The 23,736-nt window shown below is 65.4% G+C and carries 22 protein-coding genes; 16 read left to right on the top strand and 6 right to left on the bottom strand.

The genetic code is table 11. From position 1 onward, the window contains the following. Positions 1-10: 10 nt before the first annotated feature. Together EWM63_RS17585 and EWM63_RS17590 are read left to right on the top strand one after the other, a co-directional pair. A complete protein-coding gene (locus EWM63_RS17585; protein ID WP_130187696.1) occupies positions 11-742 on the top strand; it encodes a class I SAM-dependent methyltransferase in 732 nt (243 codons plus the stop codon). 56 nt (positions 743-798) lie between these two features. Next, the gene (locus EWM63_RS17590; protein WP_130187697.1) at positions 799-1,677 is read left to right on the top strand and encodes a hypothetical protein; all 879 of its coding nucleotides are present in this window, start codon (positions 799-801) and stop codon (positions 1,675-1,677) included. Between the two features lie 15 nt (positions 1,678-1,692). Here the strand turns inward: EWM63_RS17590 and EWM63_RS17595 are convergent, their stop codons facing one another. Further along, on the bottom strand, positions 1,693-2,055 hold the full coding sequence (locus EWM63_RS17595) for a YbaN family protein (protein WP_130187698.1): 363 nt from the start codon (positions 2,053-2,055) through the stop codon (positions 1,693-1,695). A gap of 186 nt (positions 2,056-2,241) precedes the next feature. Here EWM63_RS17595 and EWM63_RS17600 point away from each other — a divergent pair, with 186 nt between their 5' ends. The 9 genes from EWM63_RS17600 (at position 2,242) to EWM63_RS17640 (ending at position 11,879) form a co-directional block, all read left to right on the top strand. Further along, a complete protein-coding gene (locus EWM63_RS17600) occupies positions 2,242-2,733 on the top strand; it encodes a porin family protein (RefSeq protein WP_130187699.1) in 492 nt (163 codons plus the stop codon). 145 nt (positions 2,734-2,878) lie between these two features. Beyond that, positions 2,879-3,370, top strand: a complete 492-nt coding sequence (locus EWM63_RS17605) for an outer membrane beta-barrel protein (RefSeq protein WP_165390853.1) — start codon at positions 2,879-2,881, stop codon at positions 3,368-3,370. Positions 3,371-3,807: 437 nt separating this feature from the next. Then, positions 3,808-5,169: a group II intron reverse transcriptase/maturase gene (gene ltrA / locus EWM63_RS17615; protein WP_207221342.1), complete on the top strand. Its 1,362-nt coding sequence runs from the start codon at positions 3,808-3,810 to the stop codon at positions 5,167-5,169. Between the two features lie 274 nt (positions 5,170-5,443). Continuing rightward, complete coding sequence (gene paoA / locus EWM63_RS17620; protein ID WP_130187701.1) at positions 5,444-6,094, top strand: aldehyde dehydrogenase iron-sulfur subunit PaoA; 651 nt, start codon at positions 5,444-5,446, stop codon at positions 6,092-6,094. After that, a complete protein-coding gene (locus EWM63_RS17625) occupies positions 6,091-7,044 on the top strand; it encodes an FAD binding domain-containing protein (RefSeq protein ID WP_130187702.1) in 954 nt (317 codons plus the stop codon). Before paoA ends, EWM63_RS17625 begins: the two co-directional genes overlap by 4 nt. Before the next feature lie 4 nt (positions 7,045-7,048). Beyond that, entirely contained in the window at positions 7,049-9,250 is a 2,202-nt protein-coding gene (paoC, locus tag EWM63_RS17630; RefSeq protein WP_130187703.1) for an aldehyde oxidoreductase molybdenum-binding subunit PaoC, read from the top strand. Between the two features lie 114 nt (positions 9,251-9,364). Then, positions 9,365-9,784 carry a DUF4019 domain-containing protein gene (locus tag EWM63_RS17635; protein ID WP_165390854.1) on the top strand — a complete coding sequence of 140 codons (420 nt, stop codon included), beginning with the start codon at positions 9,365-9,367 and terminating at the stop codon, positions 9,782-9,784. Between the two features lie 39 nt (positions 9,785-9,823). Beyond that, the gene (locus tag EWM63_RS32415) at positions 9,824-10,966 is read left to right on the top strand and encodes a hypothetical protein (RefSeq protein ID WP_229487349.1); all 1,143 of its coding nucleotides are present in this window, start codon (positions 9,824-9,826) and stop codon (positions 10,964-10,966) included. A gap of 124 nt (positions 10,967-11,090) precedes the next feature. Further along, positions 11,091-11,879, top strand: coding sequence for an alpha/beta hydrolase family protein (locus tag EWM63_RS17640; RefSeq protein ID WP_229487962.1), 789 nt, complete (start codon positions 11,091-11,093; stop codon positions 11,877-11,879). Here the strand turns inward: EWM63_RS17640 and EWM63_RS17645 are convergent, their stop codons facing one another. Then, on the bottom strand, positions 11,880-12,719 hold the full coding sequence (locus EWM63_RS17645; RefSeq protein ID WP_229487350.1) for a class I SAM-dependent methyltransferase: 840 nt from the start codon (positions 12,717-12,719) through the stop codon (positions 11,880-11,882). Positions 12,720-12,939: 220 nt separating this feature from the next. On the opposite strand from EWM63_RS17645, the gene coxB reads away from it, so the two are divergent. From coxB to EWM63_RS17665, 4 genes are all read left to right on the top strand, one after another. Next, complete coding sequence (gene coxB / locus EWM63_RS17650) at positions 12,940-13,959, top strand: cytochrome c oxidase subunit II (protein ID WP_229487351.1); 1,020 nt, start codon at positions 12,940-12,942, stop codon at positions 13,957-13,959. Continuing rightward, the gene (gene ctaD / locus EWM63_RS17655) at positions 13,956-15,869 is read left to right on the top strand and encodes a cytochrome c oxidase subunit I (RefSeq protein ID WP_130187707.1); all 1,914 of its coding nucleotides are present in this window, start codon (positions 13,956-13,958) and stop codon (positions 15,867-15,869) included. The genes coxB and ctaD overlap by 4 nt, the downstream gene beginning before the upstream one ends. Next, on the top strand, positions 15,866-16,489 hold the full coding sequence (locus EWM63_RS17660; protein WP_130187708.1) for a cytochrome c oxidase subunit 3: 624 nt from the start codon (positions 15,866-15,868) through the stop codon (positions 16,487-16,489). Before ctaD ends, EWM63_RS17660 begins: the two co-directional genes overlap by 4 nt. Positions 16,490-16,641: 152 nt before the next feature. After that, positions 16,642-17,499: a cytochrome c oxidase assembly protein gene (locus tag EWM63_RS17665; RefSeq protein ID WP_130187709.1), complete on the top strand. Its 858-nt coding sequence runs from the start codon at positions 16,642-16,644 to the stop codon at positions 17,497-17,499. On the opposite strand, the gene EWM63_RS17670 is transcribed toward EWM63_RS17665, so the two are convergent. Further along, positions 17,496-18,425, bottom strand: coding sequence for a PLP-dependent cysteine synthase family protein (locus EWM63_RS17670; RefSeq protein ID WP_130187710.1), 930 nt, complete (start codon positions 18,423-18,425; stop codon positions 17,496-17,498). The two genes, EWM63_RS17665 and EWM63_RS17670, sit on opposite strands and share 4 nt — an antisense overlap. 192 nt (positions 18,426-18,617) lie before the next feature. Between EWM63_RS17670 and lpxO the strand changes: the two genes are divergently transcribed. After that, positions 18,618-19,517 (top strand): lipid A hydroxylase LpxO, encoded by a 900-nt coding sequence (gene lpxO, locus EWM63_RS17675; RefSeq protein ID WP_130187711.1) that lies wholly within the window; start codon positions 18,618-18,620, stop codon positions 19,515-19,517. Between the two features lie 216 nt (positions 19,518-19,733). On the opposite strand, the gene EWM63_RS17680 is transcribed toward lpxO, so the two are convergent. Genes EWM63_RS17680 through EWM63_RS17690 form a run of 3 tightly spaced genes read right to left on the bottom strand, consistent with a single transcriptional unit; the run spans position 19,734 to position 23,601 of the window. Then, positions 19,734-22,022 carry a xanthine dehydrogenase family protein molybdopterin-binding subunit gene (locus EWM63_RS17680; protein WP_130187712.1) on the bottom strand — a complete coding sequence of 763 codons (2,289 nt, stop codon included), beginning with the start codon at positions 22,020-22,022 and terminating at the stop codon, positions 19,734-19,736. Continuing rightward, positions 22,019-23,077: an FAD binding domain-containing protein gene (locus EWM63_RS17685; RefSeq protein ID WP_130187713.1), complete on the bottom strand. Its 1,059-nt coding sequence runs from the start codon at positions 23,075-23,077 to the stop codon at positions 22,019-22,021. The genes EWM63_RS17680 and EWM63_RS17685 overlap by 4 nt, the downstream gene beginning before the upstream one ends. Next, a complete protein-coding gene (locus EWM63_RS17690; RefSeq protein ID WP_130187714.1) occupies positions 23,074-23,601 on the bottom strand; it encodes a (2Fe-2S)-binding protein in 528 nt (175 codons plus the stop codon). Before EWM63_RS17690 ends, EWM63_RS17685 begins: the two co-directional genes overlap by 4 nt. Positions 23,602-23,736 lie beyond the last annotated feature (135 nt).

Consider the following 23,736-nt stretch of genomic DNA (forward strand, 5'->3'; position numbering starts at 1 on the left):
AGGGCCGGCCATGGCGACACAAGGCGAATTCGACTATTTCAAGAACATCGGCGAAGCCGGCATGCAGCACGCCACGCACAAGCCCTGGTCGGACAGCCAGTGCGGCCTGTACCTGATGGAACTGGGCGCGATGATGGGCCTGATGCCCGAAGGCGGCCGCCTGCTGGACATGGGCTGCGGCACCGGCTGGACCAGCGTGCTGTTCGCCAAGCGCGGCTACGACGTCGTGGGCACCGACCTGGTGGCCGAGGCGATCGACGCCGGCCGCCGGTTGAAGCGGGAAAACGGCTTGCAGAACCTGGATTTCGTCGTGGGCGATTACGAGTCGCTGGCTTTCAGGGAAGAGTTCGACGTCGTGGTGTTCTTCGACTGCCTGCACCACGCCGTGGATGAAGTGGGAGCGCTGCGCAGCGCCTACCGGGCGTTGAAGCCGGGCGGCATCTGCATCACTTCCGAACCGGGGCGCGGCCACGAGCGCCGCTCGCGTGCCGTGATGGAGGAATTCGGCGTGACCGAGCGCGACATGCACCCGGCCAAGATCATCCGCGGCGCGAAACAGGTCGGCTTCCGGCGCTTCAGCGTGCATCCGCACGCCTCCTACCTGTATATCTCGCTGTACCGCCAGCAGCAGCGCGGCATGGTCGGCAAGCTGCTGCGCATTCCCGGCATGCGCACGCTCGTGGGCCTGGCCACGGTGCTGTTCTCCAAGCACCAGGCCGGTATTACGGTGCTGCACAAATAGTGCGCGGCGCTGTCCTGCCGGATGCACCCCGCGGCCGGTCCGGTCCCCGCGAACGCATGCCGGCGATGGCGGTGGCGGCGGCCCTGATGTACTGCACCGTCGCCGCGGCGGCCGCGGCGGAACCGCAGTGGCAATCCTTCCGCTGGCACGTGGACAGCTTCCATGGCGCGCCGCCCGAACGCCTCGCCTTGTTCCTTCCTGTAACGATCGATGCGGCGCCATGCCTGGTGCAACTCGATACCGGTGCCAACGGCGAGCTCGTATGGGCCGGCCAGGCGGCACCGGGCGAGCAGTTGTCCGGCAAATTCGTCACCGTCGAGCTGGCGGGCATCCGCAGGCAGGTCTGGGCCGATGCGGCGAATCTGCGGCATGTGACGCCGCAGGTTTGCGCGCTGCGTCCGGTCGCCACCGTCGGCAACGCCTTTTTCGAGCAGGGCACGTTGACGCTCGACCTGGGCAAGGGCCGTTTTGCCTACGCACAGCACGCCCTGCTGGCAACCGACCCGGCGGCGCATCCGCTGTTCTATGCCCGCTGGACACCATCGGGCGGGCATCCATTGGTCGAGCTGCAAGTGCCGGGCTCCAGTCCGGGGTATGCATTGCTCGACACGGGTTCAGTTCGCTTTGGGCTGGCGGCCACGAATGCCGGGGAGTGGGCGGCGCTGACCGGCGGCGCGCCGCTGGCGGCAGGCGGCGCGGTCCGCCAGTTCAGCCTGAACAGCTGGGGGAAACAGGTGCAGTGTTTTGAAACGCCGGTCACGCACCGCATCGCGGTTGCCGGCCTGGCACTGGACCAGGCCCGCGTCTCCTACTGCGTGGACCAGGGTTTCCAGTCGCCCGTCAAGCTGATCGGCGTTCTGGGCTTGCACGCGCTGGGCGACCGGACCATCACGCTTGATTACCTGTCGCGCCGCTGGAAACTTTCCGGCGGCTGACGTTGGCCCGCCGGCTCAGCGCCTGGTCGGCACGAAACGCAGCAGGAACACGGTCACGCCGAGGCCGATGGCCACGAGCAGCGCCACCAGCGCGGGAATATGGGCCACGCGCGTCAGCGAATAGCTCATCGAACCCCACATGAACAGCAGGATCACGATCTTGCCGCGCAGCGGCAGGCCGCGGCCGTCTTCCCAATCGCGCAGGTATTTGCCGAACAGGGGATTGGTGCGCAGCCAGTTGTGGGCGCGCACCGAACTACGCGCGAAGCAGGCCGAGGCCAGCAGCAGGAACGGCGTGGTCGGCAACAGCGGCAGGAAGGCGCCCAGCAAGGCCAGGATCACGGCGATCACGCCAATTACCTTCAGCAGGAATTTCATCGGTCGATTCATCGCGGCATCGTACCATTCACCGGTGGGTCACCCGCCAACTCGGTTGCCAGAGGTTCACCAGCGGTATCGAACGGCGATACCGGTGGCGGCTTGTCGAAAAAGCTATCCAGGCGTATACTTTCCGCCCTGCAATTTTAAATTGCTGATAACAACGACAACCACATCAGGAAATTCATGTTCAAGAAATTCATCGCCACCGCCGCGCTGTCGCTGGCCGCTTCCGCTTCGTTCGCCATGCCGACCGGCATTTACGCCGGTGTGACCGCAGGCACCACGGACGTCAGCGATCTCGATGGCAACAAGGGCAGCTTCGGCGCGTTCGCCGGCTACGGCTTCAACGAAGCCATCGCGGTCGAAGTGGGCTACCGCCAGCATGGCACGTGGGAGCTGTACGGCTCCGATGTCAAGGTCAAGCAGACCGACATCTCCGTGCTGGGCGCGCTGCCGCTGGCCGCCAGCCTCGACCTCTACGGTCGCCTGGGCTATGCCCACGCGAAGGTGGAAGCCGAGTATTACGGCTACCGCGACGACGAAAGCGTCGACAACACGCTGGTCGGCATCGGCCTGGCCTACCGTTTCTCGGCAAACCTGTCCGGCCGCGTCGAAGTGCAGAAGCCGGCCAGCGACACCACCAACGTCAGCCTCGGCCTGGCCTGGCAGTTCTGATTCCATAGGTTCGAAAAAAGCCGGCATCGCGATGCCGGTTTTTTTTCGTCACGACCTGGGTGACGGCATTGCAAAAAAGTACATAGATGTATAATTTCGGCCCAGATTTGCCAAGTATCCGATTGTCACTTTCACAGGAATAGCCTTGTTCACCAAATATCTTGCCGCCGCGGCGCTGTCGCTGGCCGCTTCCATCGCCTGCGCCGGGCCAGCAGGCGTGTATGCCGGCGTCAGCGCCGGTGCTACCCGCTTCGAAGAGCTGGACGGCAACAAGTCCCACTTCGGCGCCTTCGTCGGCTATGGGTTCAATCCGGCCATCGCCCTGGAACTCGGCTACCGCCAGCATGGCGAGTGGAACTATTTCGGGACCGACGTCAAGCTGAAGGAAACGCAGTTTTCGGCCGTCGGTTCGATGGCGCTGAGCCGGAACCTCGACCTGTTCGCACGCGTGGGCTACGGCTATGGGGAAATCGAAGCGGACCGCGCTGGCTACCGCGGCGAAGGCAACGTCGACAGCGCGATCTACGGTATCGGCCTGGGCTACCAGTTCGTGCCGAACCTGTCCTCCCGCGTCGAGCTGCAAAAGCCGGCAAGCGACATCACCAGCGTCACGGCAAGCCTGGTCTGGAAGTTCTGATCCACGGGATCGCGAAAAAGGCGCTGCTGGCGCCTTTTTTTTTCGTGTGCGCCCAGCATGGGCGCACTCTTGTGGGTGAAAGTCCCGCCGCAAGCTGACCACAGCAAGCGAAGTGAAGCGCAACTGCGGAAGGGTGACCGACTGTGGGGAGGAAGCGTGGAGCGAAACTGCGAGCCGATGGACAAGAATCGGATATAAGGCGCTGCCGAGCAGGGCGAGCGGGCACGTAACCGCGAAGCTCTTGTGGTCAAGGCGAAGTGGCGTAGATCTGGCGGTTGTGCAGTGAAGGAGTGCGTTCTTACCTGGGGAGATCTCGCCTCATGCCTGAAAGGGCGACGTGGCAGCACGGAGCGAGAAGTCAGCAGAGGCCGTAGTAGCTTCTTTTTTTTTCTGAGAGGCAAAGGGCCAAACGAGTAGGAGTGTCCGACACCTTGTCGATGAATCGGGTAAGGCATCAGATGTCCGCAGAAGCGGAGCGGGTCGCGGTAAGGCGGGGTGAAGCCTCGTCCCAAGCTTCCAGTGATGAAACCCGGTTCACGCGGCAGAAAACGAAAGACACAGGGCGAAACTTGCTCACGCAAGCGCTCGCGAGGGAAAACATGCATCGCGCGTGGAAGCGCGTGAAGGCGAACAAGGGAGCCGCAGGTGTCGATGGGCTGGATATCAGCCAGACTCAAGAACATCTGAAACACGCTTGGCCGACCATCAAGAAACAACTGCTGGAAGGCACGTACAGGCCGATGCCGGTGCGGCGTGTGGGCATTCCGAAGCCGGATGGAAGCGAACGTGAGCTGGGGATACCCACCGTGATCGACCGTCTGATTCAGCAGGCACTGCTGCAAGTGCTGCAACCGCTGATCGACCCTACCTTTAGTGAACACAGCCATGGGTTTCGGCCCGGCCGCCGTGCGCATGATGCCGTGCTCAGGGCACAGCAATATGTGCAGGAAGGCTACCGCGTCGTGGTCGATGTGGACCTGTCGAAATTCTTTGACCGGGTCAACCACGATATCCTGATCGACCGCCTACGGAAACGCGTGAACGACATCGGAGTGATCCGGCTGGTGCGCGCCTACCTGAACGCGGGAATCATGGATGGCGGTATGGTAAGCCAGCGAATGGAAGGTACGCCGCAAGGCGGGCCGCTGTCTCCACTGCTGGCCAACGTGCTTCTCGACGAGGTGGATCGCGAACTGGAACGCCGGGGCCACCGCTTTGCCCGCTATGCCGATGACTGCAACGTGTATGTGCGCAGTGAGAAAGCTGGCGAGCGGGTGATGGCCCTGCTCAAGCGTCAATACGACAAGCTGCACCTGAAGATCAATGAATCGAAAAGTGCAGTGGCTAGCGCATTAGGCCGCAAATTTCTGGGGTACGAGCTTTATGCAACCAAGAAAGGAGCGGTCAAACGGGCTGTGTCGGACAAAGCGCAAGACACGTTTCGGCAACGGATCAGGCAACTTACTCGCCGGTCCGGTGGCCGCAGCATCAGCGAGATAATCGACAAACTCCGCCCCTACGTGCTGGGATGGAAAGCCTATTTTGGACTGTCGCAAACTCCAGGAATCTGGCGTGAACTGGATGAATGGATGCGTCATCGAATGCGGGCGATCCACCTGAAACAATGGAAACGAGCGAAAACGATATATCGTGAGCTGCTCAATCTCGGGGCAACGCCCAATGTGGCGTTACGGGTGGCGCAGAACAGTCGCCGCTGGTGGCGCAACAGCCGATTTGCTCTAAATAACGTGCTGACGATCGCTTACTTTGATCGCCTCGGCATGCCACGCCTCACTTAACCTCAACTACTCGAACCGCCCGGTGCGGACCCGCATGCCGGGTGGTGTGGCAGGGGACCGGTCAGCAATGCTGACCGCCCCTATGCCGATCCGCCCACGTGCGAACGGTCTTTATTTTGCCGGGATCGGCGCGCTCCTGCACGCATCCCAACCGTGTGCAGCCATTTCACGTATTGCCATTACTATCATTGTCGGTTCCCGCCCGGCCACGAGTCCAGCGTGGCCCGCCGCGAACCTTCCCGGCCATACCCCAACCGCCATAGGATACCGACACATGGATGATATCGACACCACCCGGCGCGACCTGCTGATCGCGGGTGCGCTGACCGCCACGGCCGCCGCCGTGCCCACGGTGGCGGGCGCCCAGCCCGCCACCGCCGCAAGCCCGAACACAGGAGTACCGCAGACCCCTGTTTCTTCGAAGGTCACGCTGAAGGTCAACGGCCAGCAGCACACGATCGCCGTCGACACCCGCACCACCTTGCTCGACCTGCTGCGTGAGCAGCTGCACCTCACGGGCACCAAGAAGGGCTGCGACCAGGGCCAGTGTGGCGCGTGCACCGTCATCGCCGATGGCCGCCGCATCAATTCCTGCCTGTCGCTTGCCGTGATGCACGAGAATTCGGAGATCACCACGATCGAAGGCCTTGGCACGCCCGAGAAGATGCACCCGATGCAGGCGGCGTTCGTGAAGCACGATGGCTACCAGTGCGGCTACTGTACCCCCGGGCAGATCTGTTCGGCCGTGTCGGTGCTCGATGAAATCAAACAGGGCATCCCGAGCCACGTGACCGCCGACCTGACGAAGCGCCCGCCGCTCACGGAACTGGAGATCCGCGAGCGCATGAGCGGCAATATCTGTCGCTGCGGCGCCTACTCGAACATCGTCGATGCGATCGTCGAAGTCTCCGGGAGGCCGGCATGAAGGTCTTCACGTATGAAAAGGCGCGCACGCCCGCCGAGGCGGCGGCCGCCGCCGCGCGCGTGCCCGGTGCCCGCTTCATCGCCGGCGGCACGAACCTGCTGGACCTGATGAAGCTGGAAATCGAAACGCCACCGCACCTGGTGGACGTCAACGGCCTGGCACTCGACAAGATCGAGCCGACCCGCGAAGGCGGGCTGCGCGTGGGCGCGCTGGTGCGCAATACGGATCTCGCGGCGGACGAGCGCGTGCGCCGTGACTACGGCGTGCTGTCGCGCGCGCTGCTCGCCGGTGCATCGGCCCAGTTGCGCAACAAGGCCACGACCGCCGGCAACCTGCTGCAGCGCACCCGCTGCCCATATTTCTACGATACCGCGCAGCCGTGCAACAAGCGCCAGCCGGGCAGCGGCTGCTCGGCGATCGGCGGTTTTTCGCGCCATCACGCGATCGTCGGCACCAGCGAAGCGTGCATCGCCACGCATCCGAGCGACATGGCGGTGGCCATGGCGGCGCTGGAAGCCACCGTGGAAACGGTGCAGCCGAACGGCGCCACGCGCACGATCCCGATTGCCGATTTCCATAAACTGCCGGGCAACACGCCGCACATCGAACACGTGCTGGCGCCCGGCGAGCTGATCACGGCGGTAACGCTACCGAAGCCGGTGGGTGGCAAGCAGCTGTACCACAAGGTGCGCGACCGCGCCTCGTACGCGTTCGCGCTGGTGTCGGTGGCGGCCATCGTGCAGCCGGACGGCACGGGCCGCGTGGCGGTCGGCGGCATCGCGCACAAGCCTTGGCGCGTGCCGGCGGCGGACCAGAACCTGCCGCGCGGCGGCCGCGCGGTGGCCGAGCAGTTGCTGGCGGGCGCGAAGCCGATGCACGACAACGCGTACAAGGTCCCCCTCGTCCAGCGCACCATCGACGCGGTGCTGGCGGAAGCAAAGAAAGGATGATGCAATGAAGTTCACCACTCCCGCCACAACCAATCCGATCGACCAGCTGAAGGTCGTCGGCAAACCGGTCGACCGCATCGACGGCCCCTATAAAACCACCGGCACGGCGCGCTATGCCTACGAGCGGCACGACGTGGCGCCGAACGCCGCCTATGGCTACGTGGTCGGCGCCACGGTCGCGAAAGGCATCATCAAATCGCTCGACGTTACCGCCGCGCGGCGTGCGCCCGGCGTGATCGCCGTTGTCACCCACGTCAACGCGGGCAAGCTGGAAAAAGGCGACTACAACACGGCCAAGTTGCTGGCCGGGCCGCAGGTCGACCATTACCACCAGGCCGTGGCGCTGGTCGTTGCCGAAACGTTCGAGCAGGCGCGCGCCGCCGCGTCGCTCGTCAAGGTCTCGTACTCGCAGATCAAGGGCGAATACGACCTTGCCAAGGCGAAGGCTTCGGCCAAGGTACCGAAGGGCGGCGACGAGCCGGCGGAAACCAAGGCCGGCAATTTCCAGTCCGCGTTCGACAGCGCTCCCGTGAAATTCGACGCCACGTACACCACGCCGGACCAGACGCACGCGATGATGGAACCGCATGCCTCGGTCGCCGCGTGGGAAGGCGACAAGCTGACCGTGTGGACGTCGAACCAGATGATCGACTGGGGCAAGGGCGACATGGCCAAGACGCTCGGCATCCCGAAAGAGAAAGTGCGGATGGTGTCGCCGTATATCGGCGGCGGCTTCGGCGGCAAGCTGTTCCTGCGCGCCGAGGCGCTGCTGGCCGCGCTGGGCGCGAAGCAGGCGGACCGGCCGGTGAAAGTGGCGCTGCAGCGGGCGCTGATGATCAACAACACCACCCACCGCCCGGCCACGATCCAGCGTATCCGCATCGGCGCCACCCGCGAAGGGCGCATCACGGCGATCGCCCATGAAAGCTGGTCCGGCGACCTGCCGGACGGCAAACCGGAAACGGCCGTCAACCAGACCCGCCTGCTGTACGCGGGCCAGCACCGGATGACGCGCCTGAACCTCGCCGTGCTCGACCTGCCCGAAGGAAATGCGATGCGCGCACCGGGCGAAGCGCCGGGCATGATGGCACTGGAAATCGCCGTCGATGAACTGGCCGAGAAACTGAAGATGGATCCGGTCACGTTCCGCATCGTCAACGACACCACCGTCGATCCGGAGAAGCGCACGCGCAAGTTCTCGCAGCGGCGCTTCGCCGAATGCCTGCGCACGGGGGCGGAAAAATTCGGCTGGAACAAGCGCAACCCGCAGCCGGCGCAGGTGCGGGAAGGGCGCTGGCTGATCGGGCAGGGTGTCGCGTCCGCGTTCCGCAACAACCTCGTGCAAAAGTCCGCCGCGCGCGTGCGGCTCGATGCCAAGGGCATCGTCACCGTCGAAACGGACATGACGGACATCGGTACCGGCAGCTACACGATCATTGCGCAGACCGCGGCCGAGATGATGGGCGTCGCCCTGGACCAGGTGGTGGTGAAGCTGGGCGACTCCGATTTTCCCGTCTCGGCCGGTTCGGGCGGGCAATGGGGCGGCAACAGTTCCACGGCCGGTGTGTACGCGGCGTGCGTGAAGCTGCGCGAGGCCGTGGAGAAAAAACTCGGCCTGGCGGCGAACGCCGAGTTCACCGATGGCACCGTGCGTTCCGCCGGCAAGTCCGTGCCGTTGCGCGAGGCCGCGGCCGGTGGCGAACTGGTGGCCGAGGACAAGATGGAATACGGCGACCTGGACAAGAAGTTCCAGCAATCCACGTTCGGTGCGCATTTCGTCGAGGTGGCGGTGGACGCGTACACCGGTGAAGTCCGCATCCGGCGCATGCTGGCCGTGTGCGCGGCCGGCCGCATCCTGAACCCGAAGTCGGCGCGCAGCCAGGTGATCGGCGCGATGACGATGGGCGCCGGCGCCGCGCTGATGGAGGAACTGGCCGTCGACAAGCGCATCGGCTTCTTCATCAATCACGACCTGGCCACGTACGAGGTGCCGGTGCATGCCGACATCCCGCATCAGGAAGTGGTGTTCCTCGACGAGACCGATCCGATGTCGTCGCCGATGAAGGCGAAGGGCGTGGGCGAACTGGGGATCTGCGGCGTGGCGGCGGCGATCGCCAACGCGATCTACAACGCCACCGGCGTGCGGGTGCGCGAATACCCGATCACGCTGGACAAGCTGATCGACAAGCTGCCGCAGGTGGCATAGTCGCTGGCAGTCCGGTAGTTATCATCCTCATGCGGCATTAACCGTTCGATGGCAAGATCGTGGATGGCGCGGGCAGTGTGCCCGCGCCTTTCATCATGCCATGAAAGGATCCTCATGAAGCTGTTCGCCGCCGCATTGCTGTTATCCGCCACCACGTTTGCCCACGCGCAGGGAGCGCCGAACCAGGAAGCCATCGATGCCGCGAAAAAGGCGGCCGATACCTGGCTGGCGCTCGTCGATGCCGGCCAGTACAAGGCATCGTGGGAGCAGGCGGCCGAGCCGTTGCGCAAGGCAGTCAGCGTGACCCAGTGGGAGCAGGGCAGCCGCGCGGCGCGCATGCCGGTCGGCGCGTTGCAGGGGCGCACGCTGGCGTCGTCGACCTACACGACAACCTTGCCGGGCGCGCCGCAGGGCCAGTACGTGGTGCTGGAATACACCACCCGCTTCGCCGACCGCGCCAATGCCGTGGAAACCGTGATACCCACGCTGGAAGCTGACGGCAAGTGGCGCATGGCGGGGTATTTTCTGAAGTAACAAAGGTTAGTGCCGGATAGTGTCGCGGACGGGTGACATATGGTCGCCCGCCCCTTGACCCATGCGGTACGCAGCCCGAAGATCGTGGCCTTTGCCACCATTCCGAGCTCATCCATGACTAGTCTCCAGCAAGTGTGCGGGCTGCTCGCGCTCGCCGCCACGGCAGGCGCGATGGCAGCGCCGCCGCCGGTCGAGGCCTTTTTCAACGACCCCGAAATCAGCCACGTGACGTTGTCTCCGAAGGGCAACTATGTCGCCTACGTGCAGACCGGCGCTGACGGCCGGCAGATCGTGGCCGTGCGCGATACGCGCGACCCCTCGAAGGTCACGATTCCCGGCACGGCCGATAGTGCTCACGCCGTCATCGCCGCGATCCACTGGGTGAACGACGACCGACTGGGATTCACGATCGGCGACCGCCGCCTGGAATTCCTGGGCAACTTCGATGAATATGCCGCCGACCGCAACGGCAAGAACCTGGTTCATCTCATCTCGGGCAACTGGGCCCAACGGGGCGACCTGGCCAGCAGCAATATGAAGAGCCGCCTGCTGACGGCCGATTACGGCTTCTTCAGCGCCACCGTTGACGGCTCGGACGACATCGTTGTCCAGAAATACAAGTGGAACAAGGTCGGCAAAACGCCGGAGACGTCGCGCCTGTACCGGCTCGATACCCGCACGCGTGCATTGACCGACCTGCTGCCCGGCGCCCAGCCTGCGCGGGTGATCAAATGGGTGCTTGACATGGACGCCGTGCCGCGCATCGCCGTCTCGGCAGCCAAGGGGCGTTGCGTGGTGTCGTACCGCGACAGGGACGCGGCATCGTGGACCGAACTGGACAACAAGAATTGCCTGGACAGCGAACAGATCGATCCGCAATTTTTCGACGGCAATGGCACGCTGCATGTGCAAACCGCGCACAAGGGCTTCGACGCACTGTATGCCCTACGATACGGCAGGAAAGAAGCGGGCCGCCGAACCGCTGGTCAGTTTCGAAGGCTTCGACTACAACGGCACGCCCGAGGCGGATTTCCGGACCCGCGCGCTGGCGGGCCTGCATTACCGCACCGATGCCCGCGCAACGGCATGGCTCGACACGGCCATGAAAGCCGTGCAAGAAAAAGTCGATGCACAGTTGCCGGGCCTGGCCAACCGGATCACCTGCCCGCTGTCCTGCCGTGATGCAACGGCGTTGCTGGTCAGCTCCACGTCGGACCGCGAACCGATGCAGTATTTCATCTACACGCCGGCTACCTCCAAACTGGTCGGCCTGGGCAGTGAACGGCCGGACATCCGCCCGGCGGACATGGGCCAGCGCGACTTTTACCGTTACCGCGCGGGCGATGGCCTGCAGGTACCCGTGTATGTCACCCTGCCGCCCGGAAAACCGAAAGGTCCGCTGCCCACCGTGGTACTGGTGCATGGCGGCCCCTACGTGCACGGCACTTCATGGGAATGGGAACGCGAGGCGCAATTTCTCGCCTCGCGCGGCTACGTGGTACTGCAGCCTGAATTTCGCGGTACGCTGGGCTACGGCGTGAAGCATTTCCAGGCCGGCTGGAAACAGTGGGGCCGTGCGATGCAGGATGACCTGGCCGACGCGGCGCAGTGGGCCGTGAAACAGGGTTGGGCCGAACCGGGCCGCATCGCCATCATGGGGGCCAGCTACGGCGGCTATGCAACGCTGATGGGGTTGATTCGCCATCCGGACATCTTCCGCTGCGGTATCGACCTGATGGGTGTGTCCGACATCGGCATGATGTTCTCGGTCGTGGAATCGGACTTGCCGCAAGAATGGCTGGAATATGGCGCGAAGACAATGCTGGGCGATCCGGACGATCCGGCGCTGGCCAGCGTGTCGCCGCTGGCGCAGGCGGCACGGCTGACCCGGCCCCTGTTGATCGCCCATGGCGCCAAGGACCGGCGCGTGCCGATCGTGCATGCCAGGCGGATGAAAGATGCGCTCGCAAAGCACAACAATGCCGTCGAGTATGTCGTCTACGACGATGAAGGGCACGGCCTGTACCACCGCGAAAACCGCATCGACTTTTACAAGCGGGTCGAGGCGTTCCTGGCAAGGCATCTACGCCAGTAATCACCCGCGCCGGTAGATCCCCACGATGATGTCGCTGGGGAAAAGCCCCAGCAGCGGGATCATGGCGCGGATCGCCAGGTACTGCGTGTTCAGCTTGACCGGGTTGGGCTTGCCCACATAGGCCAGCCTTTCCTTCAGACCGTCCGCCCGCAGCGCCGCCAGTTCGGCGCTGTGCACGTGGGTGAACCCGGCGCCTTGCAGCAGCGACGTGAGGTTGGCCGGGTCGAAGTAATGCAGGTGGGGCGACGGCAGGCTTTTCTGCCACATGCGTTCGAACGCGCCAGGCAGGCCGGCGCGGGTCAGCCACTTCGACAGGCGGTAAAAGAAGCCGCGGCTGTTCGGCAGGTTCAGGACCAGGATGCCGCCCGGGTTCAGGCGCGCGTGGCAGGCGGCGATGGCACTGCGGATGTCGGGAATGTGCTCGATCACATCATTGAAGACGATGGCGTCGAACGTTTCGTCCGGCGCCAGCGCCGCGGGGAAATAGCCGGGCCGCACGGGCAGGCCGCGGGCGGCCGCCTTGCTGCCCACCGCCGCATCGGGCTCGATGCCCAGCACGTCGAAATGGGGCGCCGCCGCTTCCAGGAACCAGCCGTGCGCGCTGCCCACGTCGAGCAGGCGGCGCGCACCGGGCGCGCCATGCGTGCGGGCGAGCTGCACGATCTCGCGGAAATTCTCCATGCGCAGCATCTTCAGCGATGCCTCCCGCGCCGCCTCGTCGATCGCCGCATGGGCTTGCGCTTCATTGATTGAAACCTGCAGGGCCGCCGATTCGTAGCGGCAGGTGTTGCATTGAGCGTGCCAGGGCCTGAGCCCCTGCTGCACGGTCCCGTCACACACGATGCATTTCATCACGACCCCATCGTCGGTTATCGAAAAGACACACTCCCATACTGCCAGAATTCCGCACACAAAAGTGCATCCGGCATCTCGCGATCATTGTGGCGGGACAGCCACACACGTGCGTCGCGCCGTCGGGAATTGGGGCACAGTCGAAGCACCGGATTATAAAAATGCAAACATGCTTCGCCTGACTATTTTTGCCCTATTGCGTGTCGCATTGCCTGCCACATTGCTGTCGTGCTGCACCGCCGCCGGGGCCGTGTCGCCCCGTGTGCAGCAGAGTGCCGTGCAGCCGGCCGGCGTGCAGGCGGAAACGATCTTCGGCCTGTGGAACGTCACGCTGGCACTGTGCACGGCCGTCTTCGCGGCGATCGTGTTGGCGCTGCTGGTGGCCTTGTGGCGCGCACACAGGGCACGGCAGGCCGCTGCTGGTTCGTCCACCCTTGCGCCGGATCTGGCGCCGTTGCACCACCCCGAGCGCCGGGTGCACCGCGCGATACTGTGGGCCACCGTGGTCGCCACGGTCGGCCTGTTCATGCTGCTCGTGGCCGATATGTGGACGGCGCGCGCGCTGGCCCGGCTGCCGATGAAGGAAGCGTTGAGGATCGAGCTGACCGGCCACCAGTACTGGTGGGAGGTGCGCTATACGGATGAAGGATTCAGCACGGCCAACGAACTGCACCTGCCGGTAGGCCGGCCGGTCGTCGTCACATTGAAAAGCCGCGACGTGATCCACACGCTGTGGGTGCCGAACCTGGCCGGCAAGCGCGACATGATCCCCGGTCGCACCGCCACGATTTCGCTGCGCGCCGACCGGCCCGGCGTGTACCGCGCCCAGTGCGCCGAATTCTGCGGCCTGCAGCATGCGCTGATGGCGCTGCCCGTGACGGCCGTGGCGCCCGCGCAGTACGAGCACTGGGCGCGGGCGCGCAAGGCCGCCGCGCCGGAACCGGCAACCGACAGCCGGCGCCACGGGCGCGACGTGTTCGTGCGCGCCGCCTGCGTCGCCTGTCACACGATCGCCGGCACCATGGCCAGCGGCACGCTGGGGCCGGACCTGACGCACCTGGCCAGCCGCCCCACGCTGGCCGCCGGCATGCTGCCGAACGACCGTGCCAACCTGCAGGCATGGATCGTCGATCCGCACCGCTTCAAGCTGGGCGCGAACATGCCGCCGAATCCGCTGCCGGCGCGCGACATGCATGCGCTGCTCGATTACCTGGAGAGCCTGGAATGAGCGACGCCGCTTCCGCCACCCCTGCCGAAGTGCTGGAACAGACGTGGCGCGACCCGCCCGGGCTGTGGGGATGGCTGAGCGCCGTCAACCACAAGACGATCGCGGCCCGTTTCATCTACGTCACGTTCGGCTTCTTCGTGGCTGGCGGCATCCTGGCGTTGATGATGCGGCTGCAGCTGGCGCGGCCCGACAGCCGGCTGATCGGGCCCGACCTGTACAACCAGCTGTTCACGATGCACGGCACCACGATGATGTTCCTGTTCGCCGTGCCGGTGATGCAGGCCGTCGCCATCTGGCTGCTGCCGCTGATGCTGGGCACGCGCACCGTGGCGTTCCCGCGCATGAACGCGTTCGCGTTCTGGATCTTCCTGTTCGGCGGCGTGATGCTGTTCGCGGCCTTCCTGATCGGCGCCGGGCCGGATGCCGGCTGGTTCGCCTACGTGCCGCTGGCGAACGCCGATTATTCCCCCGGCAAGCGCATCGACATCTGGGGGCAGATGATCACGTTCACCGAGACCGCGGCGCTGATGGAGGCGATCGTCATCATCGTCACGATCTTCAAGATGCGCGCGCCCGGCATGACGCTGGACCGCATGCCGCTGTTCGCATGGGCCATGCTGGTCACGTCGTTCATCGTGCTGTTCGCCATGCCGGCCGTGATGCTGGCCAGTACCGCGCTGATCACCGACCGGCTGGTCGATACCCACTTCTACGATCCGGAACTGGGCGGCGATGCGCTGCTGTGGCAGCACCTGTTCTGGTTCTTCGGCCACCCCGAGGTCTACCTGATCTTCATCCCGCCACTGGGGGTGATCTCGGCCATCATCGCCACGTTTTCGCGGCGGCCCATGGTGGGCTACCGGGCCATGGTGCTGGCGCTGATCGCCACCGGCTTCCTGTCGTTCGGGCTGTGGGTGCACCACATGTTCGCCACCAACCTGCCGGAACTGGGCAAGGCCTTCTTCACGGCTGCCAGCCTGATGATCGCGATCCCGACGGCCGTGCAGATCTTCTGCTGGATCGCCACGCTGTGGACGGGCCGTCTGCACCTGCGCACGCCGCTGCTGTTCATCCTGGCGTTCTTCGTGATCCTGCTGGCCGGCGGCCTCACCGGGCTGATGCTGGCCTCGGTGTCGCTCGATACGCAGCTGCACGATACTTACTTCGTCGTCGCCCACCTGCATTACGTGCTGCTGGGCGGGGCCGTGTTCCCCATGTTCGGCGCGTTCTACTACTGGTATCCGAAATTCACGGGACGGATGATGAGCGAACGACTGGGCAAGTGGCAGTTCTGGCTGTTCTTCATCGGCTTCAACGTCACGTTCTTCCCGATGCACATCCTGGGGCTGGAAGGCATGCCGCGCCGCGTCTACACCTACCCGGACGGCATGGGCTGGAATGCGATCAACCTGGTTGCCACCATGGGCGCGTTCATGATCGCCGCGAGCGTGCTGCTGTTCATCGTCAACGCATGGCGCAGCCGGCGCCGCGGCGCGCCTGCCGGCGCCGATCCATGGGGCGGCGGCACGCTGGAATGGCGCGCCGCCTCGCCGCCCCCGGCCGCCAACTTCGACGTGCTGCCGGTGGTGCATGGCCGCTATCCGCTGTGGCAGCCGGCCGCGCTGCCGGACCGCGTGGCCGGTATCGACCCGGCACTGCGCGAAGTGCTGCTGACGAGCGTCACGGCGGCCGAGCCGGATCACCGGATGCTGATGCCGTCGCCGTCGCCATGGCCCTTCGTCACGGCGCTGGCCACCACCGTGCTGTTCGTCGGCTCGATCTTCACGCCGTGGGCCGTGGTCTGGGCCTCGCTGCCGGTGGCGATCACGGCCACGTTCTGGTTCTGGCCCCGGCACAGCGAAAGCCGCATACGGCACGAACGAGAAGTGCGGCCCGAGGTGCGGTCATGAAGGACGAAGCCTCCGGCAACGACGACGGCCGTTCGCTGCACGTGGGGCACCTGCCCACGTTCGCCTTCGGCCACCGCAGCCCCATGTGGTGGGGCACGCTGGGGCTGGTGGCGATCGAAGCCACCGTGTTCGCCCTGGTGATCGTCGCGTATTTCTACCTGCGCGGCCTTGCCGATGCATGGCCGCTGTCGGGCAGCCTGCCGCCGGACCTGCTGTGGGGTACCGTCAACACGGTCGTTCTGCTGCTCAGTATGATCCCGAACGAGATGGCGCGCCGTGCCGCCGAGAGGCTGGACCTGCGCGGCGTGCGCACCGGGCTGGCCTGGTGCCTCGCGTTCTCGCTCGCCTTCCTCGCCGTGCGCGCGCTGGAGTTCACGGCGCTCAATTGCGCATGGGACGACGACGCCTACGGTTCCGTCGTCTGGATGATGATGGGCCTGCACACGCTGCACCTGATCACCGACACGTGGGATTCCGCCGTGCTGGCCGTGCTGATGCACACCGGGCCGATCGACGGCAAGCGCTTCGTCGACGTCAGCGAAAACGCCGGCTACTGGTACTTCGTCGTGGGCAGCTGGCTGCCGATCTACGCCACCGTCTACTTCGGCGCCCGGATATGATGCCCACCACCAAAACTGGGGACGTACCCTGGTTTCCAGGAAATACCGGACACGTACCGGGACGCCGCACCGTCCTGTTTCCAGGCAGGACAGCGAAGGTATCGGGACATTTCCTCAAAACAGGGGTACGTCCCCAGTTTTTGCTGTTGGCAATGTTCGCAAGGGAAACTCCGGCGCATGTCCTGTCCAGCACCCAGCCAACACCACTGACCTGGGGTGCGGACTGGTGGGTACTGGCGTGCCTGGCCATATCGCTGCTGTTGTACGTGGCCGGCGTGGCGAAACTGTGGCCGCGGCTGGAGGGCGGAAGGCGGCCGGTGCTGGTGCGCACGGCGTGGTTCGGTGCCGGCTGGCTGGCCATGGTGGCGGCGCTGGCATCACCGCTCGATCCGGCAGGTGGCATGCTGTTCGCGGCCCACATGGTGCAGCACGAGCTGCTGATGATCGTGGCGGCGCCGCTGCTGGTGCTGGGCCGGCCGTTCGGGCCATGGCTGTGGGCGTTGCCGTCATCCTGGCGCCGCGCCATCGGCCGCGGCGTGCACTGGCGGCCGTGGGCGCTGGCGTGGCAGGCGATCACCCGGCCATTGTCGGCATGGCTGATCCATTTCGCGGCCCTGTGGGTATGGCATGCGCCGCCCCTGTTCCAGCGGGCGCTCGTCGACGACACGGTGCACGCGTGGCAGCACGCCAGCTTCCTGTTCCCCGCGCTGCTGTTCTGGTGGGCCGTGCTGGGCGCGCGCGGCCCGGCGCCTGGCGCGGCGATGCTGTACCTGTTCACAACCATGATGCACACGGGCGCGCTCGGCGCGCTGTTCGCGCTGTCGGGCACCGTGTGGTACCCGGCCTATGGCGACGGCCCGCTGGCGTTCGGCCTGATGCCGCTGGAAGACCAGCAGCTGGGTGGCCTGATCATGTGGATCCCGGGCGGGCTGGCCTATGTCATCGCCGGGCTTGTCCTGTGCCTGCGCTGGCTGGCACCGGGCAAAAGCGACGCCGTGAACACTGCCTAGAAATACTTGGACAGGTAATTCACGCCTGAATCCGGGAATACCGTGACGATGCGGCCGGACAGTTTCGGCAGCAGTTGCGCGATGCCCGCCGCCACGCAGCCGGACGAGCCGCCGGCCAGGATGCCTTCCTCGCGCGCCAGGCGGTGGCAGTAGTCGACGGCCGTGTCGTCCGGCACCTGGATCACGTCGTCCACCACGGCCGCGTCGAACGTGCCGGACGGCGCCCGCTTGCCCACGCCTTCGATCACGGTACCAAAGTCGCCCTCGGCCGCCGCGCCCGTGACCGCCGCCCGGTACGACGAGTGCAGCGGTTCGATGCCGATCACGGTGATGCGGCGGTCGCGCTCCTTCAGGAAGCGGCCGATGCCGGAAATGGTGCCGCCCGAACCGATGCCGCACACGAACACGTCGATACGCCCGTCGAGCTGGAACCACAGCTCGGGCGCCGTGTCCGTGTAATGGGCCTGCCGGTTCAGTGCCGAGCGGTACTGGTCGAGGTGGAACGCGCCATGTTCGGCGGCGATGCTTTCGGCCATGCTGTAATAGCTGCGTTCGTTCGACTCGGGGACATCCGAGGCGCACATGTGCACTTCGGCGCCATAGGCTTCGATGCGCCGGATCTTTTCCGTGCTGGTGCGGTCCGGCACCGTGACGTCGCAACGCAGCCCGCGCACCGCCGCCGCCATTGCCAGCGCCGCGCCGGTATTGCCGGACGAACTTTCCACCACGTGTTCCACGTCGGCCGGCAGGTAGCGCAGCATGTAGCGCACCATCCGGTCCTTGACGCTGCCGCCGGGATTCATGAACTCGAGCTTGGCCACCACATCATGGTCTCGGAACAGGCGCCCCAGGCGCACGACCGGGGTATTGCCGATGGCATCGAGCACGCAAGCGTGCACTTGCGACGTACGTTCGGAAGCCGACATGATTGCACCCTGCAATGTTTTCCTGAGAGAAATTTTAACATCGATGCACCGCCAGCAGCGCGCGCTTGGGTGAAAGCCGCATAAGCTATTGCAGGAAACGCATATCGCCGGCACAACGACGGGGTGGCGGCGAACCCGTGGCGGCAAGCTGCGTTAGAATGGCCGGTTTCGGCAATACTCGAGGTAAGCGCAATGAAATGGGCCCTGGTCGGTTTTTACATCCTGTCCGTGCTGCACATCCACTTCCGCGGCAAGGTGCGGCTGCCCTTCGGCCGCCAGCTGTTCGACCACTCGTCGTTCATGGCTCCGATCAATATCTTCATGCACTTCTTCTCGCGCGTGCCGTCCACGCCCTACCTGCCCGTATCCGATTTCAAGGAACTGGCGCCGCTGCAGGAAAACTGGCAGGTGATCCGTGAAGAAGCGGAAAACCTGATCCGCCTGCAGAAGATCAAGGCTTCGGAAAAGAACGACGACGCCGGCTTCAACTCGTTCTTCAAGGCGGGCTGGAAGCGCTTCTACCTGAAGTGGTACAACGCCAGCCACCCGTCCGCCGCCGAGCTGTGCCCCAGGACGCACGCGCTGCTGCAGGGCATCCCTTCCGTGAAGGCGGCGATGTTCGCCGAACTGCCGCCGGGCGGCAAGCTGAACCCGCACCGCGACCCGTTTGCCGGTTCGCTGCGCTACCACCTGGGCCTGGCCACGCCAAACGACGACCGCTGCTTCATCGACGTCGACGGCGTGCGCCACAGCTGGCGCGACGGCCAGGGCGTGATGTTCGACGAAACCTACATCCACTGGGCCATCAACGGCAGCGAGAGCGACCGCATCATCCTGTTCTGCGACATCGAACGCCCGATGCGCTTCCGCTGGGCGCAGGCCGTCAACCGCTTCCTGGGCCGCACCATGATGACGGCCGCCGCCTCGCCGAATGAAACGGGCGACCAGGTGGGCATGGTGTCGAAGCTGTTCCGCATATCGCACTACGCCGGCATCTACCGTCGCCGCTACAAGGCGTGGAACAAGACGGCATACAAGCTCACCAAGGTGGCGCTGATCGTCGGGCTGGGTGCGCTGATCTACTACATCTGAAGCGTCGACAGCAGTTGCGCCGCAGGGGTCTGTCCCCGCCAGTCGTTGGCCTTGAGCTTGGCCGTCAGCATAAATCGAGGGGACTGACCCCGGTTTTTGCAAGCGCTTCGAAAGCGCCGGCAAAAAACCGGGGTCAGTCCCCTTGATCGAAGCTATCGACTACCAACTGTGCCAACGACTGGCGGGGACAGACCCCTGTAGTTCACCCGCCGCGGATTATGGCCCGCCGCCGAGTACCTTGTCCGGCGTCATCGGCGTGCTGCGCAGCCGCTTGCCGGTGGCGTGCCAGATGGCGTTGCTGACCGCGGCGGCCACGCCGACGAGGCCGATTTCCCCCACGCCCTTGGCACCCAGCCGGCTCACGATCCGGTCGTCTTCCTCGACGAAGATCACGTCCATCGCATGGATGTCGGCATTCACCGGCACGTGGTACTCGGCATAGTTGTGGTTCATGAAGCGGCCCAGCCGGTGGTCGGCGTATGACTCTTCGTGCAGCGCCTGGCTGATGCCCCACACGATGCCGCCGGTGATCTGGCTTGTCGCCGTCTTCGTGTTCATGATGCGGCCGGCGGCGATGGCGCTCGTCACGCGCGTTACGCGCACCATGCCGGTTTGCTCGTCCACGCGCACTTCCACGAACACGGCGGAATGCACCAGCCGGCGGAACTTGCGCTGCTTGAGCATGTTCGGCAGCATCAGGTATTTTTCTTCCAGCTTCACGACACCGCTGTCGTTCAGGATCGCCGTCAGCGGCAGCGCCGCCTCCTGCCGGTGTTTCAGCCGGATCGTGCCGCCGGCGAATTCCACGTCCTTGAATTTCGCCTCCGCGAGCGGCGACCCGCGCAGCTTTTGCGCATGCTTGAACAAGGTCTTCTGCAGCTTCTCGCACACGCCGGCCACGGCCGAGCCCACGGTGGTCACGTGCGACGAGCCGCCTTCGATCGGCGCCACCGGCAGCGTCGAGTCGCCCAGCTGGAACGTGACGTCTTCCAGCGGCAGGCCCATGGCCTCGGCCGCGATCATCGCCATCACCGTGTAGGTGCCGGTGCCGATGTCGGTGGCGGCGCTCGACACCACCAGCTTGCCGTCCGCATGCAGCACGGCGCTGGCGCGGGCGAACATCTGCATCGCATCCCACACGCCGGTGGCCATGCCCCAGCCGATGAACTCCGTTCCTTCGCGCATCGAGCGAGGCTCCAGCGGCCGGCCTTCCCAGCCGAACTTCTTCGCGCCCAGCTCGTAGCAGGCGCGCAGTTCCTTGCTGGAGTAGGGCTTGTCCTCGATCGGCACCCGGTCCGCGTAGTTCTTCAGGCGCAGCGCCAGCGGGTCCATCTTCAGCTCATAGGCCAGTTCGTCCATCGCCACTTCGAGCGCATGCACGCCGTGCGCGGCGCCCGGGGCACGCATGTCGATCGGCGTGTACTGGTCGAGCTTTACCAGTTTGTAGTCGAGCTTGATGTTGTCGCAGGCGTACAGCAGGCCCGACCAGTTGACGACCACTTCCACGTAATCCTCGATCGGCGATGTCTCCGCAATAGCCTGGTGCCAGATCGCGCGCAGCGTGCCATCCCGTTCGGCGGCCAGCTTCACCCGCTGCACGGTCTCGGGCCGGTGGCCGAACGTGAACATCTGCTGGCGCGTCAGCACCACGCGCACCGAACGCTTCAGGTGCAGCGCGGCCATCACGGCCAGTGTCAGCTGGTACTGCGGGCGCAGGCCGGAGCCGAATGCGCCGCCCACGTAGGTATTGCGCACCGTGACCTTGCTCTTGGAAAGGCCGAACACGTGCGACACGTACCAGCGGCTGTTCTGCGAACTCTGCGTCTTGTCGTAGATGGTGAGGTGGCCGTCGTCGCCGCGGATCACGGTGGACGCGAACAGCTCCATCGGATTGTGGTGCTCCACGCCGCTGTAGAACTCCGCGTCGACCTTGACGGGTGCGGCATCGAAGGCGGCGTCGGTATTGCCCTTCTCGTCCGGCGGCGGCTCGAAGCCGGCCTTCAGCGGCTTGGGTTTGTAAGCACGGTCCAGGTTGGCCGACAGCTTGGTGCCGTGCGGTTCCACGTCGATGTCGAACGTCACCAGCGATGCCGCGTAGCGCGCCGCTTCGAACGTCTCGGCCACCACTAGCGCCAGCGGCTGCCCGCTGTACATCACGTGGCCATCGTACAGGGGCCGGAACGGCGAGCCGGCCGGCGCCGTCATGTCCTTGTAGGCGATGTCGAAGGAGCGGATCTTCGGCCGGTTCAGGTGTGTCAGCACCTCGACCACGCCTTCGACGGCCAGCGCGGCGCGCGTGTCGATCGACCGGATCGTGCCCTTGGCGGCCGGCGAGCTCACCACCACCCCGTAGGCCAGGTCCGGCGCCGGGTGTTCGGCCGCGTACTTTGCCTGGCCCGTCACCTTGGCGCGGCCATCCACCCGCGAGACCGGCGTGCCGGTGCGCACCGGGCCGGTGCCGCGGTCCGCCGTCGGCGCCTGCAATGCTTCGATCAGATCCGTCATTCGCGCTCTCCCGTGCTGATTCCCTGGTTCGTTACCGTTCCCTGGCTGGCCACGCGCAGTGCGCGCACGATGGCGTTCCTGGCCAGCGGAATTTTGAAGTCGTTGGCGCCGCGGCCCATCGCGCCATGCAGCAGCGCGTCCGCCACGCGGCCGAACGCGTCGTCGTCCGGCATGGCGCCTTCCAGCAATTGCTCTGCTTGCGGCAGGCGCCATGGCTTGTGGGCTACGCCGCCGAGCGCAATGCGCGCGCCGGCGATCCTGCCGTCCGGACCGATGTCCAGCGCGGCCGCCACCGACACGAGCGCGAATGCATACGACAGCCGCTCGCGCAGCTTCAGGTAGGCCGAGTGGCGCACGAAGCGCGCCGCGTCCGGCAATGCGATGCCGGTAATGAGTTCATCGGGCGCCAGCGTGGTGTCGATGTCGGGGCGGTCGCCCGGCAGCCGGTGGAACTCGGCGAACGGGACCTCGCGCTTGCCCCGCACGGATTGCACGTGCACCACCGCCTCGAGCGCGGCCAGCGCCACGCACATATCGGAAGGGTGGGTGGCGATACAGTGTTCGCTCGTGCCCAGGATCGCGTGCTGGCGCGTGATGCCGCCGTTGGCGGAACAGCCGCTGCCCGGCGTGCGCTTGTTGCACGGCGTGGCCACGTCGTAGAAATACCAGCAGCGCGTGCGCTGCAGCAGGTTGCCGCCATTGCTGGCCATGTTGCGCAGCTGCGGCGAAGCACCGGCCAGGATCGCGGCCGACAGCAGCGGATAGCGCTGCTCCACGAGCGGGTGCCAGGCGGTATCGGCATTGCGGGCGGTGGCGCCCAGCAGCAGGCCGCCATCCGGCGTTTCCTCGATGCCGTCCAGGGGCAGGCGGTTGATGTCGACCAGGTGCGGCGCGATCGTCACGCCTTCCTTCATCAGGTCGAGCAGGTTCGTGCCGCCTGCCACGAAACGGATCTCGTGTTGATTGGCGGTCGTCGCGGTAGCGGTAGCATTGGCGGCAATGCCCTGCAGCGCGGCATCGATGGTGGTGGGGCGGTCGTAGGCGAACGGGTTCATGCCGGCACCGTTCCGATGATGACCGGCCCTTCGGCATTCTCGCTGTCCGCCGGCACGCCGGCGACCTGGGAGACCGCGCGCAGGATCTGCGGATACGCGCCGCAGCGGCAGATGTTCCCGCTCATCAGCTCGCGTACTTCGGCCGAACATTTCGCCCGGCCTTCGTTCACCAGCCCGATCGCCGAACAGATCTGGCCAGGCGTGCAGTAACCGCACTGGAAGGCATCGTGTTCGACGAACGCCTGCTGCATCGGGTGCAGCGTATCGCCTTGCGCCAGGCCTTCGATCGTGGTGACCTCGCGGCCATCGTTCATCACGGCCAGCGTCAGGCAGGAATTGATGCGGCGCCCATCGACGAGCACCGTGCAGGCGCCGCACTGGCCGTGATCGCAACCCTTTTTCGTGCCGGTCAGCCCCATCCGCTCGCGCAGCAGGTCGAGCAGGGTGACCCAGGCTTCAATGTCCATCGTGTGCTGTTGCCCGTTGACGGTGATCGTCAGCGGACAGCGCGCGGGAGCTCCCATGGCGTGGCCCTTTCAGTTTGTTCATGAAAGGCGTCACGTTAGCGCGCACAAAAATGTCATTGCGTGCGCGCACACACACAAGCGATCGTCAAGATGGTGCCACTGCCGCGCCAAAGAAAAAGCCCGCAGCTTGCG

It is taken from the genome of Pseudoduganella lutea, from assembly GCF_004209755.1.
GTDB lineage: Bacteria > Pseudomonadota > Gammaproteobacteria > Burkholderiales > Burkholderiaceae_D > Rugamonas > Rugamonas lutea.